Consider the following 14,123-nt stretch of genomic DNA (forward strand, 5'->3'; position numbering starts at 1 on the left):
CGATCTAAGGCACCGGCGTTGCTCGACTCATGCACCTTAAGCGACGAGGGCCGATCTCGCGATGATGCGGATGTCCTCGGCGGCTATCGAGGGCGGCATGGCCACGAACCGATGAGATCGTCGCGCCGGCCCCTTCTATCGGTTTGACTCGGGCGCCAGTTGGGTTTCTGTACAAGACTCTCCATGACAATTGGGCTCTCCTCCCGTCATTCATCCGAGAATCGCCGTCGAAGCCCTTCGCCCCGAACGCTGCTCTGCGTGCCATCGTGATGGTTCGTTGGCAACCAATCTGTGGCGCCTCCGAAGAACGCGCTCAGCGACCATCGCGCAGCTTCGCCATCTGTCAATTGATGGGAGTGAGGCTCGCGGCCTGAGGGGTTGGCCCCGACGCCGAAGGATCTGTATTCAGCATAATAGCTTGTCTTCAATGTAGTGGTCTTACCGGGCGTCCATTCGCGCCACCCTTCCGCGATCACGGGGGCATCTATCTTCGCCGACAGGAAGACCACTGTGGCGTAGGGGCGCCAAGGGCGGCCAAGTGCGATATAGCCCGCAACAGGGTCGGCAGTTAGCCTGCAATGATCAAAAACATAGCCACTGTCCTCATCCGGCGCCGCCTTGCTCTGAGCGGTATAGATGACCGCTTGATTGGCGATGCCGTGCAACTCACATTGCCGAAACCAGGCCTTGGCGTTGCCGAATATAAAATCGACATGCCCCTCGATGTAGCACTTCGAGAAGTATTGTCGTGACATTCGGCCGTTCGGTCCCTTGCCGGCAAAAAGCGTGTCCTGGGCGCCGAGCAGGCGGACGCGCGTAATGACGACCCGGTCTCCGCTAACTGACAGCGCTACTGCTTGCGAGGGGGGATTGGCTGGATTGAGGGCGTAGTCGTTCTGGATCGTCAGATTTTCAAGCCGGAAGTCATCGCCAGCGGCATCCAGTGTTGCCGAACGCGGGGTTCCTCCCGCATTGATCGCGCCGTCGCCATACACAATGACCGTATCCTCCGGTTTGCCGCCAGTCCCCACGATATGAATACCGGATTTTGAGGCTTTGACCTTCTCGCGATAGGTCCCCGGCGCGATCCGAATATCCCCGCCTTGCGCCGGCAACGCGTCGATGGCTTCCTGCACGGAGTGATAGTCTGTGTTTGCAGCATGCGACACCAATAATGCCTCAGCGTATGCTACCGGGATACAGAAACATCCAGCCAGAAGCGCGGCGGACATTAAGAACATTCGCATTTGATCTTCCCCTTGGTCGCGTTTGCGGCGCGTTCGGTGCAGTCGATGTAACGCGCCGCCGCGAGATAACCCCGTGGAGCCTGCGCGCGGCTCTCGCAATGTCCGCCCCTGCAAACCAGTCGGGCAGCGAGCGCGGGCCATGAGGCTTTCTTCCGCCAATATCGGCAATCCAAGCTATCGATGCGGCCTCTCCGCTCCGACGTTCCGCGCCGGAGTCCTAGTGCTTACCGGTCGGCGTCTCGGAATGCCCTGGAACAAGCGTCCGATCCGCGCGACAGCGGTTCTGTCGTTCGCCCCGGCAGCGGCGGCGATACGTCAGACTGATCGGCGGTCACCTTTGCATGTTCGAGCTGCCAGGTCGCGGAACTGGCAAATCGGACATCCTCGAGTGTCACGTCAAGGGCATGCTGCTCGTCTACGCCCCGCATCATCAGCGCGCCATTGTCGCCACGCACATGGCGCAGAACAATCTGCCGATAGACCGGAATCCGCGAGCCCTGTGCACGTGGATCGTATTTCGCATCGAACGCCAGCGGCCACCGGTTGCCCCTCAGGCAGATGTTTTCATAAATCACGCGCTCGACCAGACCGCCTCGACTGACATCGCTCTTGATGCGCAGACCAGACGTCGTGCCATCCAGCGTCAGATTACGTACCACTATGTCGCTGGCTCCGGAATTCACCTCGCTGCCGATCGACATGCCGTGCCCCCAGCCGAAATAATTATCGATGATGGAGATATGGCTGCTTGAGCCATTATCGCCGGCCTTGATTGCGACGTTGTCGTCTCCCGTTCGGATGAAGCTGCGGGTGATGGTCACATCCTGGCTCGCGCCAGGGTCGATGCCGTCGGTATTGCGGGCATCCGCCGGGGCATCGATCGTGAGGCCCCAAAACGTGGCACCTTCGACCCGGTTCATCGCGATATGAAAATTGGGCGCATTGCGCAAGGTGACACCCGCGAACGTGATGTCTTGCGCATGATCGATCTGGATCAAGCGCGGGGCGTTTTGGTTGCCGCCCTCGGCTTGGGCGCGGCGGGCCAGCTGCCACCAGGTTTCGGCGCCGCCGACCATGGTTGCACCGCCCTGACCATCGATGATGCCGTCCCCGTAGATACCGCCGCCCCGGGTTTTGGAAAAACTGATGAACGGCCGGCAACCATCGCCCTTGCCCGAGATGCGACCACACTGTCCGCGGCCCTTGTCGTAAGCAGCCGGTTCGGGGATGGCGATGAGCTTGGCGCCTCGTCCGATCCATAACGTCACGCCCGATTTCATCTCGAGGGGACCCGACCGGAACTCGCCCCGCCCTAAATACACGGCGGCCCCCGACGGGCATTGGTCGATGGCATCTTGCAAGGTGACCGTATCTTGTTTGCCGGACGGCACGGGGCGGTCGCACACTGTCTGAGGTGCAGTAGGTTCGGTAACGATGCGACGATCTTGTGCGCTGGCGGCCGGACAGAGAATGATGCAGGCAATGATGGATAACAGACTGCATGCTCGAAAAGGCTTTGTCATCGACCTCATCTCTTCGCCGCGTTGATCTATGCGGCCTAATTGTCTCACGTGCGCGAACTGATCGGTCGCTGCTCGCCTCACTCGCCGCGCAAGATGACATTTATAAGACGCAGAGGATGCATTGACCTTTACGAGCTCGCAGCAGCATTGCTGCAAGGGGCGATGAACGGCCTGCAAGGGGGCACACGATTCATCGAACAGCTCATAACTGAGAGAGGCTTGCGCGCGGGTGACACCTGCGCCTCAAGGTCGCAAGACTTGCAAATCAGCCAGTAGTTCGCCCTCGATGTCTTCAGTTATGGACTGAGAGCCGGTCACGTCCTACAGGGAGCTCTCCGCACTACAAATGCACCTTCAGCCATAGCTTCGAGAGTACTGCGCGCGAAGGCAATCCAGTTCAGATAGGGTTATCGAAGCAAAGCCGGCTGAAAGCCAAGGTGGCACCGCTCAATACCGACCAGACGTGCCGTGGGTCGCCGCGAATTGAGCAGGTCGCCAGAGCAAACTCAGTGCGTCTGCGGCGATGCCTCGTGTGATCTAATAGCCGCTCGGCAAGCGGCGAGGCGGGTGATCCGTGGCTGGCGATGCCGGCTCATCGTCAAGCAATCGCCCAAGCTCTCCTGGTAGCATCTGCTCTTCGTTGAATGTGAACCCATCTGGATCCGCCGAGACCGGCAGATTGCCGACTGGCTGATTTATACCAATCGGCGCGGGGTCATCATCCAGCCCCCCGCGGAGCGGCGCTCGCCCGGTGAGAACGGCACGTTTTCGAAGTCGATGCTGTAGGAACCGGCAGCAAGGTTCGGCGACTGACCGGTGAATTGGTCGACTCTGCCGGGCGCGGGCGCATCATCGAGCAGTCGACCAAGCTCGTCCTGAGAACGCGGCGGTCGAAAGATGACAGAAGCTCCTGTATCGACGGCGCCTGCTGGCTCGTCGGCGAGTTGATTTGGCTGTGGCGGCGTAGGTTCATTATCCAACAGTCGCGACAGCTCCCCCGGTGAAAGTGGAAGGGGTGCGAAAATAAACGCATCCGGATCTATTGGGCCTGCAGCGTCGTCGGCGAACGGATCCGGGTCGAACTGAAGCGGCTCATTCAGCAGTTGCGAACGCTGCTCCGCCGGAACCAACTGCCGGGGGTCGGGGCGAACCGACCTGGATCGACGGTGGTCGGGGAATGCGGGAATTGAGCATCCAGCACTCGTCTTCGCTTTGCCAGCCGCCCGGTGGGATCCTCTGGATCGGATGTCAATTCTTCGCCCGGGACGGGAAGCGGCAGCGAAGTCGCTTCATCGTTCTGTCCGCCCTCAATTTGGTCGCGAAGATCCTGCTCCTTGCTCAGAAGTTCGGGAGTCTCGGCTACGACGGAGCACTCGTCGAGATCATTATCCAGCAGCTGGTAAAGCTCCTCGGGGATGACATCCGAGCTTGACGAGCCGGCAGCGGCCACGCTCTCGGCCCGCTCAACGCCGTCCGGTGCGGAAGACCTGCCCTCCCCCCCTCCTCGATGCTCGCGGAGCGCCCAGAGCGAACCCGTCATTCTCTTCCAGTTCTTCGGGAAGGCTTCCTTAATATATTCGTACAGCGCATCATCGCTCGTTCCGGCAAGCGTCTCGCCCCGCGTGCCGAGACTGTTCGACAGCTTGCGAAGGGTGGTGTCATGATGCTGGACGGTAGCCAGCGCCCAGTGCTTGCTCTTGATACCTTCATTTATGATGCTTTCGATAAGCGGAGCATCAGCCTCGGTTGGGGCAACAGGTACACGCCCGATAGTTGCCGAAGACGCGCCACGTATACGCCCAGCAGGCGCGCCACGTTTACGCCTTCCAACCCCGCCACGCTGCTCCTGGAGAGCCTGCAATGCGATACCCACATGCTTGTTCTTCTTGAACACCGTCTCAGAAAGCTCATTTAACGTCTTTCTATCAGTTTCTTCGAGCGATTGGCCTCTCTCGCCCAGGAGCCTTGCGACCTTGTAAAGCATCTGAATATACTTCTCGGCCGTCGCGTGTGACAGCTTTCGGCGCGTGCTGCCCCCCTCAATCATAGCCCAAATGTAATCGCGATCTCTACGAGACACATTGGTCGGCGGTTTACGGTTGGGGCGCCGGTGAATGTGGGCGGTATCGGCCATCCGCGCTGCATCCAGCTGTTGCTCAAAGGCATCTTGTCCCGCCCGAGCTTGTTGATCTTCCAGATGGACGTTCTGCACCGGTGCTGAAAGTGCAGCACCAGATGCGTCGAAATTGTGCGAGTCCACGCCGACCTCACCTCGAAGCCTACCCGCGTTAGTCCGTATTCGTACAAGCTTTCGAGAAGCTGACGAAATCGCTGTCCGCATATGGATTTGGATGGACCTAGAACCCTCTTTTTTGGCATCCGCGAACTCAGGTGATCGCCATTATCATCCGCTGCTCGAGAACCCAGCCGGAGGAACATAGTCAGGCACCTCTCATCAACATCCAGGCGATGCCAAATGAGGCTGGTCAGCTTGCCCGATCACTGCCCGGGGCGTGGCGTGCCTTGATCTTACCGAGCGATCACGACCGATTAAGTACTCCGGCCTAGCTCTCTAACAATAGAGATGGAGACCTCTGCGTGAGCGGCCCAATCCGGAAACATAGCGTCCGGTCGGAATCGCGGACGATACGCCCCCAGTCAGCGTTACCAATCAAACGCGCGTCCGCTGGCCACGCAAGCAACAAAAAAGCGGAGCCGATAGAAGTATCGCATCTCGATGTCCATTTCGGCAGTCGGTTCGCAACACGATAGATATTGAAGGCTTTGCTACGCGTGCAGAGCCTCCGGGTTCACGAGCGTCCGGCGCACCTAACGGTCCCAGGATTGACTCGTGAACGTGGCGGCCAGCGGGTCGACAGGATCATTGACGCTCTGAGATTTGCGCGGCCGTGCCTTACGCGCCGAGGTGTCTGCCGCAGATTTCTGCTGGCGTTCATCGATCGGCGCCGAGACTGATCGACACTCAAGCCTCCGCTCGAGCTCCGCCAATTCTGTCTTACATTCGGCTACAACCGATTGGGCACGAAGCAACTTGACCCTGAGTTCGTCCCGTTGCCTGAATAATTGCTCAGGATTCCAATCGTCATGCATCAGCTCATTCATCATCCGCTGGCGCAAGCCCCTCTACCTGGTCGTCGCTCAGCAGCAAGGGAAACGGCTCGGCATCTCGCCGCTAATCGATGCCGCGCCTGAGGTGCCGATGAAAGGTCAGGCGATAGATCGCCCTCGGGTGCAACACCTTCAATCAATCTGACATGCACATTCGTGCCGTGCTCCTTGGAAGGTGATTTGTGGCGACTGTCAAATCACACCGCGATCTGAAGGTGACAAAACGTCGCCATGCAGGCGCGCGCTATGGAGCGCGATTGATGAGACCTCTGGAATCGAACGGATCCGACAATCCTCATTTGAAAACCCGTATGGGTTACTGGAGAAACATCATGGCCGCATAAATCTTCTCACATCTTTCAAGCAATCGACATGCCAATGGCGCTTGAGAGTTTTTCATTGAAGAATGATGCGCCTCTCGCTGCATTAGCTCGCTGCAAACGTCCTGTTGTCGCGCTTGAGACAGGCGGCGTCTGAAGCGAGACAGCCAAGTCGCAAGCACAACGCTCATACCAGCGACTGCTTTTCCTTGGCGGCCAAACGCTCTCACCATTTTTGAGCGGAGCGTCATCGATTCAGAACATGCTATCAGCAATGACCGTGCCGATGACGCGGCCTTAGATTGGAGCGCGAATGTCGTGTCAGCAGGGCAATTGGCTGAAGCGTGGAATCCGGAGCGGCGGCATTCAATGAGAAAGACAGGGGACGACACGCACCGATCATCTTGGCGTCGCCAGTTGGCCAAATGGGTGGCTCGCCATCACCTCAGTGGCGAACTCGCCGCAACCGCGACACTCGCGACCCCGATCGCACTCACGCAACTTGCGCAGATCGCGATGATGGCGACGGATCTGGCATGGATCGGCCACATCGGCACCGACGCCCTCGCGGCAGCCGCGCTTGCCGGCATGATCTTATCGGTTGGCCTGACTTTCGCAGCTGGCGTGATCTCGGCAGTAGGCCCGCTCGCAGCGCAAGCGCGGGGCGCGGCAAACACAGCCCTGGTACGGAGCTCGCTGCGCATGGGGCTATGGATTGCACTCGTTCTATGGGCGCCGATCATGGTTTTGCCGGTGCAAGGCGAGCAAATCGTGCTTGCGCTTGGCCAGGAGCCAGCTATTGCGCGCTTAGCTCAGCAATATCTACTCGGGCTCGCCTGGGGTATCTTGCCGGCGCTGTGGTTTTTGGCGATCCGCAGTTTCATGGCAGCGGTCGATCGACCGGCGCCGGCCTTGTGGATCACGCTCGCCGCCATTCCGACCAACGCACTGCTGGCCTATCTGTTGATCACCGGCAAATTCGGCTTGCCGCAACTTGACTTGTTCGGGGCCGGCCTTGCGACCAGTCTGGTGAACAGTGGGACCTTTCTGGCTGGTATTTGGTTCGTTACATACTGCCGTCCTTTTCGCGACTACCAGGTGCTCCGATATCTTTGGCGGTTCGATTGGCCATTGATGCGGGAGCTCCTCGTGGTCGGCACCCCGATTTCGGTCGCTATTTTCATGGAATCGGGTCTTTTCTCTGCGACGGCCCTCCTGATGGGTGTGATCAGCACCACCGCGGTTGCCGCCCATCAGATCGCATTCCAGGTTGCAGCCGCCCTGTTCATGATCCCGTTTTGCATCGGAATGGCGGTGAGCGTGCGAATTGGACACGCACTCGGCCGCAACGATCTACCAGGTATCAGACAAGCTGGTTTTGCCGCCATGCTGCTTGGAGTCCTGATCGCGGCGATCGCTACGATTGCGGTGGTCGGCACGCGCTTTGAAATCGCCGAGCTGTTCGTCGACCAATCGGCCAGCAATGCGGACGCCACGATCAAGCTGACTGCAGCTCTCATCCTTGTCGGAGCGAGCTTCTTCATTACTGATGCACTTCAGAGCATTGCCGCTGGCGGCCTGCGCGGCTTAAGGGACACGCGTGTGCCGCTGCTCTTCGCAGGCATTGCTTACTGGCTGATCGGCCTTTCGGTCAGCTACGTGCTAGGCTTGAAAACTGGCCTCGGTGCCATCGGTATCTGGATCGGCTTGTCTATCGGCAAGGCCGTTTACGCGGCCCTCCTTGTGACACGTTTGCGTCTTTTGGCGAACAGACCTCTCGTAGCAGCCATGAGCCAGGCTTCAGCTCGAGCGGTGGGCCAGCCATGAGCCGAAGCTCCAGCGCGACGAGAAAATGCGCCTGAAGGACAGGCTCCGCAGTCCATGGAGCGCGACGGGGCGGGTCCTCATTCTCTTCGGACCACACAGGCAGCCGGCTCCTAGCCTACCCTGTGGTCACGTTGGCTTCAGGATCCGAACCTCCGGCAAACCTTGTTCCTGAACGTAGAAGAGCCCCCGCCGGATACGGGAGCCCCTCGAGGAGGAGAAGCTCCAGCCCTACGGCGTCGGCGGCTGAAGCCCAGCCGAGGAGACCCAATCGTCAATGTCTGCTGCAATTTCCGCGGTGCGGGCTCGCTTCAGCAGATTATCTCGCTCCGCGCCCGCAGGCATGGTCGCCGCCATTTCAGCAAGACCTCTTGCAAATACGGCCAGGCGGTCCTGCAGTGATGTTGTTTGCCTCGCATGATTTCGCTTTTTCTTCACTGAGGCGTTCCTCGTTTCAAGCGTCGTCGCTCTGCGGATCTTCGAGCAGCATAACTTCCGACAAGAGTTTTACCACGCCAACCTAGGTTTAGTTGCGAGATAACTCTCGACGGTTCGCGTGCAGCAAGCCATCGGACGCGATGTCGCTACCGTTTCTGTGGCAAAAAAACAGGCCACTCCATATTGGCTAGGGCTTTCTAAGTGGCTTACTCCATTTGCTTCTTGGACTAACATGCGGCCGGGGCTTTGGCTTGAGGTGATCGATTGAAGCCGATGCCGGACATCGCCCATATAGACAAGATCTTTGCCTTCCTGCTTGCCAATAGCAGCCGGAGCAAAGGCGTCGGCTCAGGGATGAAAGCGCCTTGATTGACGATATTGCGCCTGCGAGCTGAATCCTTTGCTTGACGGTCATTCCCTTTGGACGGGATGAAGCAGCTATGGTGTGTTTCTCAGCAGGCGGTCGCGGTCGACGAAAATCCATCCACGGCGAATGCGATGCGCCGCTGGCCCCCGCGGCATTCAGGACACCCGGGCCGCACATCGCACGATCTACTGTGCTGGAGCGGGCGATCACAGTAGCGCGCCCACGGAAACCAAATGCAAGGATCGGTGAGCCACTTTTTGTAGCCGGGCGGAAGGCCCGCCAGCTTCTCGCAAGCTTGCCGGCGTAGCTGTGCTGCCACCGTCCGCGGAGTGAGAAGAGCGTGGACAATCCTTTCCCATCCAGTCCGGCAGCTTTGATACAAGTGCAACGGGCCGCCGCGGAAGATCGTCAGGCAGGCGAGGCGTTCGAGCAGCAGTTGGCAAGCGCCAGCGAGCCTCACGAGGAGACCGGGCTGTACGCCGGACCAGTCAGTTTCCAACCAGCAAAGCGGTTCAAGGTGACCTGCCTCTGAGTATTTCGTCCGGATGGAGTTATGGTCCGGCCTGAGCAGCAGTCTGGAGTCCGACGCTGCGAATGTGGAATTGAAATATTTGAGCAGCTGCGCGACAGCACAGGATCCTCACCAAGCGAACATAGAGTAGCTTTGCAACCGCTTCATGGCGGATGACCTGACGCTCGTCAGCTTATCGACAGCTGAGCTTCCTACCATGCGAACGTCTCGATCTAGCCGATAGGACCGCCTAATCGGCTGAGTCCAAACATGTCATGGAGTTTAATGAATACCGAACGAGCTCAGCCTGGCGCTGGCGTACCTTCCGAATCCGAAAGCACCGCACCAGCGTCTGCGGCCGCCGGGCAGTCCCCCTCATGCCTTCCCCAGTGGGCGTCAGCCCTGACGCGGTGGGTCACGGGAGCGGCCGGCGCCGACCTCGTCTCGTCGCAGGACAGCGCCCTGGCGAGCTGGGCAGCAGAAGAGGGGCAGGGCCAAAACGAGAATCGGCAAGAGGGGGTCAACCGGACGAGGGCATGGCGGGACGAGGGTAATGTCAGAGACGAGCTGAATTTGTCGTCATTGTCCCTGACCAGCTTGCCAGCCTCACTCCCGCCCAGGCTCCGGACCGTCATCGTCATCGGTAACCAGTTGAGCAGCCTGCCGGCCCAGCTTCCGGGCGGACTCCGGGACCTCTACGCCTCTGACAACCGGCTGACTAGCCTGCCCGCCCTTCCGAGCAGGCTGCGGAACCTCCACCTCATGGCCAACGAGCTGACCAGCCTGCCGGCAGAGCTGCCATCCAGGCTCCGCAGCTTGATGGTCGATGGCAACCAGCTGACCGATCTGCCCGCCCTTCCCGCCACGATCGAGGAGTTCTCCGCCAGCAATAACCAGCTGACCAGTCTGCCCGACCTTCCAGCCAGGCTCCGCCGCTTGGACGTAAGCGAAAATCAGCTGACGAGCCTGCCCAATCTTCCAGCCAGACTGCGCTACCTGGACGCAAGCGACAACCAGCTGACAAGCCTGCCCGAGATTCCGGCTAGAGTTGGATACCTGGACGTCAGCGAAAATCAGCTGACCAATCTGCCCGAGACGCTCCCGGTCAGCCTTGAAATGCTCGGCGCCAGCAATAATCAGCTGACCGGCCCGCCCGCGACCGCGCTGACGCAGCTCGGCAGCGCGTCCAGCATCGACCTGCGGTCTAATCCGATACCGCCCCCGGTGCTGGCCGATTTGGCGTCAGTCACGCGTGGCGCGGATTATGCCGGTCCGCAGGTCTTGCTGTCGATGCCGCTACAACCGGTGGAACATCAGCCGCCTCTCCTGCACGCGGTTGTCGCGGATTGGCTCGCGGACGAGCCCGGCGCAGTGGACACATGGCAGGGCTTCGCCGAAGAGCCGGGTGCGCAGGACTTCGCACTGTTTCTCGAAAGGCTCGCGGGCACCGTGAACTATGGTCATCAGGCGTTCCGCGACCAGGTGGCCGAGAGTCTGCTACAAGCCGCGATGAGGCCGCAGCTGCGCAAGCAGTATTTCGAGCTGGCCAATGGAGCGACTGCATCCTGCGAGGACCGCATCACTTTGACCTGGAACGGCATGCAGACCGCACGCGTAAACGCTGATGTCAAGGATGGGCTCTATGACAATCGGCTCGACCAATTGCTCCAACACGGCCGTGTCATGTTTCGTTTGGGGGCGCTTGACGACATCGCACGCGAGACGGTCAGCTCGCTGCGTCGCGCCGACCCGGAGGCCGATATCGACGAGATCGAGGTCTATCTTGCCTATCAGACCCAGCTACGGGATCGGCTTGAACTGCGCCACATCGCCCCCGATATGCGCTTCTTGAATCTCGCTGAGGTCACGGCGGACGACGTTGCGAGGGCTGAGACGTCGGTGCGGCAACAGGAAGCGACGGGTTTTGCGGATTTTCTGGCAACGCGCTGGGAGCCCTGGGATGCGGCAGTGAGGCGGATCGCCCCCGATGATCATGCCGCGGCGCGGGACCGGATTGCCGATGCGCTCGAAGATGAGTTTCCGGCGCGCTTGAACGAGCGACTCGCGGAGCATGGCCTGACGGATGATGTCGATGCCCAGCGGGTGGTCGGAGCCCAGATCCTCAGCGAAATCGCTCACGAGATCAAAGGCGAGCTGATGCATAAGGTTCTCCGGGAGCACGGCCTCGAGCCCTGATCGATGCGATAGCCGCCCTGCAGTCTCGTTTGGTCGTTACGGGACGAGCGATTGTTCAGGTTGAATGGATACGCGCAGTTGCCGTCTGCTGACTACATCCGACCAGTCCGGCGTGTTGTTCACGCGCCGGCCGTGCCCAGAAACCCGCAATTCTCAACTTGTAAGCGCCGCCAGAAGGTCATTGCTCGGCTGGATTTCGACGAACAGACCATGTCCGACGGGTCCGAATACAAGGCTGTGCCAGGACACGACTGGCATTGCCTGGGTCGAACTTGATCACGCGCAGGATACTTCGGCAGCGCGGGTCAATGAATCTCCGTTCCCATCGGCGCAAGGTTTCATAGCTCAACACCTAGGGCGATTGTCTGGCATCGGCTTCGCGGCACAGAGCGCCTCGCCGTAGGTCTGCGAGCAGGATAGCTAGGGTGCCCGCCCCACAGCTACCGGGCCGGAAGGCAGCCCCTGCTGACCATCCGAGGGCGTCACGCGGCTCACCGTCAGAATGTCGATGATCCAAAGTCACTTCGGCGCGCTCGGCTCGACGTCATGCCGAGGGGAGGCCGATGACGTAAGCGTGACGGAATAGATCGGTGCCAATTTCGAGCCGCCCGATCGCGAGCAGCTACGCTGCGGCTTCGTCAGCTTTTCGAAAGCTTGCTCTGGTAGGATGTCTGCTCAGGTGATCTTGGACGTGAGGCTACGTGGATCCGCACAATTGTGACCCATCCAACGTAACAGTTTGGTCGCAGGTGCAGCATGCCACCTCGGAAGAACAGCAAGAGGGTCGGCGAGGCACCAGGCGTTTGAGCCGTCCTTGGCGACGGCGCACCCAGCCAGCAGCGGTACATGCCCTCATCAGTCTGAAGAAGACCGGCGCCGAATTGATGACGCGACGAATAATGCGGCGGCTCGGACCCGTTAAAGGGCGAACATTAAGCCTGCATACTACCGAACTTGGCCGATTGCGGGCATGTTCTCCGCTTTCGACGTCGAGCGTTTGATCTGCGCAATCAGCAATCCTATCGCCCACGTCAACGAATTCTAATAGCCGAAGGATGAAGGCGCCGCTGAGCAATCTTCGCGATTGCTGCGAGCCCGACGCTCGCCGTGCGATTCCACCAGGCCCCTCAGAAAACGACGAGAGTTTCATTGAAATGATGACGCGTGCCAATCGGCGCAGCGAGGCCGCCCTTGACCCGTATCGCCCTGCTCTTCGTAGATTCTCCGAGGCGCTTCTTTTAGAGGGCCAGACGATATCTGGACTGGACCATGACGCGCGGGTTAAGTCCGCTCGGAGGCTGTTCCCGCACGACAAGACTCTCATCTCCGCGCTGAATTTGTTTCGTGCTGCGGAGCTCCGCGATAAATTTGGGTCGTGATGCGGAGCCCGCCTTTCGGTCCAGGCGCCTCGAGCGGGCAGCTGACGTTGCAGCTTGGCGGAGTAGTCCTCCATAGTCATTTGCCAGCTTCGGTTGGGTTGGGCGACGCGGCACGTAACCACCTTTTGCCTTCAAGAGCATGTCGCTCTGTGGAAACTCGTTATTGCCGTGGGCGTTGGCAATGAACTCACCGCCAGACCTAGCCGGGGGCGATCGGCTCGCTCTGTCCGAAATCAGATGACAGACGATAGCCAGGTGCGGCGCATCGGCGCCGACGAAGTGGATAAGCGTTTGGAGCGTCTCGCCGACATCCTCATTGACTGCGTCGCCCACGGCGATTCGGTCAGCTTTCTGCCACCCCTAACTCGACGACGTGCGCTGGCGTACTGGCGTAGCGTCGCAGACGCGGTCATTTCAATGGATGCGTGTTACTAGCTGCGGAAGATGGCGCAGGTCAGATTGTTGGCACAACCCAGATGATACCTGCCGCGTCTGAGAACCAATTGCATAGCGCCCGAGTCGTCAAAGTCCTGGTTGACAGAAGTGCACGCCGCCGCGGCATCGGGCGCCTGCTCATCTCGGCTGTCAGCGACTTAGCACGAAGGGAGGGAAAGACGTTGTTGACGCTCAGCACTACCACAGGTTCTGCTGCCGAGCGTCTTTACGCCAGCGAGGGATGGCAGCGGGTGGGTATCATACCCGGGTGTGTGCTCGCCCCTGACGGAACATATCGCTCGGCGACCTTCTTCTACAAGCATCTCTAATGCTGCGTAGCTGAATTGGCACCTGCTATTCACCGACAAGATCTATCCGGTCCGTGTCCTGATAAATTATCATCGTCGGGGAACATCACTGACGTTACCGCTGTATTGTATGGCTTTGTGAACAACGACGACTTTGGCTCTCGAGAAAGAAACCAAGCGGATCACGGTGGATCATTCAACTGCCGCACGGCCTGTCATCACAATGCCGAGCCGACGATCGGGAAAGTGACGTCCATTTTCCGCCCTCGATCTCATTCAACGTCCATAGCGCAGGGGCCGCGGAACCTGAAGCAATCCCTATCATTGCGCTTGACATACTGCCCCCCGCTCCTAACGACCTCGTCTTGAGGCCAAGATAGCGGGCATGTCGCCGCAATCTCACTACGCGAACGCCTTCTACGACGCCGTCGGATTATTTTGCTGCT

Annotated in this window: 9 protein-coding genes; 4 read left to right on the plus strand and 5 right to left on the minus strand. The window is 59.6% G+C overall.

Translation table 11 applies throughout. The annotated features are described in order from the left end of the window. Positions 1 to 206: 206 nt before the first annotated feature. The 4 genes from J2R76_RS17835 to J2R76_RS17850 all read right to left on the minus strand — a co-directional run bounded on the left by J2R76_RS17835 (position 207) and on the right by J2R76_RS17850 (position 5,030). Positions 207 to 1,247, minus strand: coding sequence for a pectinesterase family protein (locus tag J2R76_RS17835; RefSeq protein WP_253624379.1), 1,041 nt, complete (start codon positions 1,245 to 1,247; stop codon positions 207 to 209). A 224-nt stretch (positions 1,248 to 1,471) separates the two neighbouring features. Further along, the gene (locus J2R76_RS17840) at positions 1,472 to 2,770 is read right to left on the minus strand and encodes a glycoside hydrolase family 28 protein (RefSeq protein WP_253624380.1); all 1,299 of its coding nucleotides are present in this window, start codon (positions 2,768 to 2,770) and stop codon (positions 1,472 to 1,474) included. Positions 2,771 to 3,465: 695 nt separating this feature from the next. Beyond that, positions 3,466 to 3,900 carry a hypothetical protein gene (locus tag J2R76_RS17845; RefSeq protein ID WP_253624381.1) on the minus strand — a complete coding sequence of 145 codons (435 nt, stop codon included), beginning with the start codon at positions 3,898 to 3,900 and terminating at the stop codon, positions 3,466 to 3,468. Beyond that, positions 3,867 to 5,030: a hypothetical protein gene (locus J2R76_RS17850; RefSeq protein WP_253624382.1), complete on the minus strand. Its 1,164-nt coding sequence runs from the start codon at positions 5,028 to 5,030 to the stop codon at positions 3,867 to 3,869. The genes J2R76_RS17845 and J2R76_RS17850 overlap by 34 nt, the downstream gene beginning before the upstream one ends. A gap of 1,606 nt (positions 5,031 to 6,636) precedes the next feature. On the opposite strand from J2R76_RS17850, the gene J2R76_RS17855 reads away from it, so the two are divergent. Further along, positions 6,637 to 8,046, plus strand: coding sequence for an MATE family efflux transporter (locus J2R76_RS17855; protein ID WP_253624383.1), 1,410 nt, complete (start codon positions 6,637 to 6,639; stop codon positions 8,044 to 8,046). Between the two features lie 228 nt (positions 8,047 to 8,274). Here the strand turns inward: J2R76_RS17855 and J2R76_RS17860 are convergent, their stop codons facing one another. Next, positions 8,275 to 8,481, minus strand: a complete 207-nt coding sequence (locus J2R76_RS17860; RefSeq protein WP_253624384.1) for a hypothetical protein — start codon at positions 8,479 to 8,481, stop codon at positions 8,275 to 8,277. A gap of 1,640 nt (positions 8,482 to 10,121) precedes the next feature. Between J2R76_RS17860 and J2R76_RS17865 the strand changes: the two genes are divergently transcribed. The 3 genes from J2R76_RS17865 (at position 10,122) to J2R76_RS17875 (ending at position 13,698) form a co-directional block, all read left to right on the plus strand. Next, the gene (locus J2R76_RS17865; protein WP_253624385.1) at positions 10,122 to 11,555 is read left to right on the plus strand and encodes an NEL-type E3 ubiquitin ligase domain-containing protein; all 1,434 of its coding nucleotides are present in this window, start codon (positions 10,122 to 10,124) and stop codon (positions 11,553 to 11,555) included. A 1,616-nt stretch (positions 11,556 to 13,171) separates the two neighbouring features. Continuing rightward, complete coding sequence (locus J2R76_RS17870) at positions 13,172 to 13,369, plus strand: hypothetical protein (protein WP_253624386.1); 198 nt, start codon at positions 13,172 to 13,174, stop codon at positions 13,367 to 13,369. A 41-nt stretch (positions 13,370 to 13,410) separates the two neighbouring features. Next, positions 13,411 to 13,698, plus strand: a complete 288-nt coding sequence (locus J2R76_RS17875) for a GNAT family N-acetyltransferase (RefSeq protein WP_375166572.1) — start codon at positions 13,411 to 13,413, stop codon at positions 13,696 to 13,698. Positions 13,699 to 14,123 lie beyond the last annotated feature (425 nt).

This window comes from Bradyrhizobium sp. USDA 4532 (assembly GCF_024171315.1).
Lineage (GTDB): Bacteria > Pseudomonadota > Alphaproteobacteria > Rhizobiales > Xanthobacteraceae > Bradyrhizobium > Bradyrhizobium australafricanum.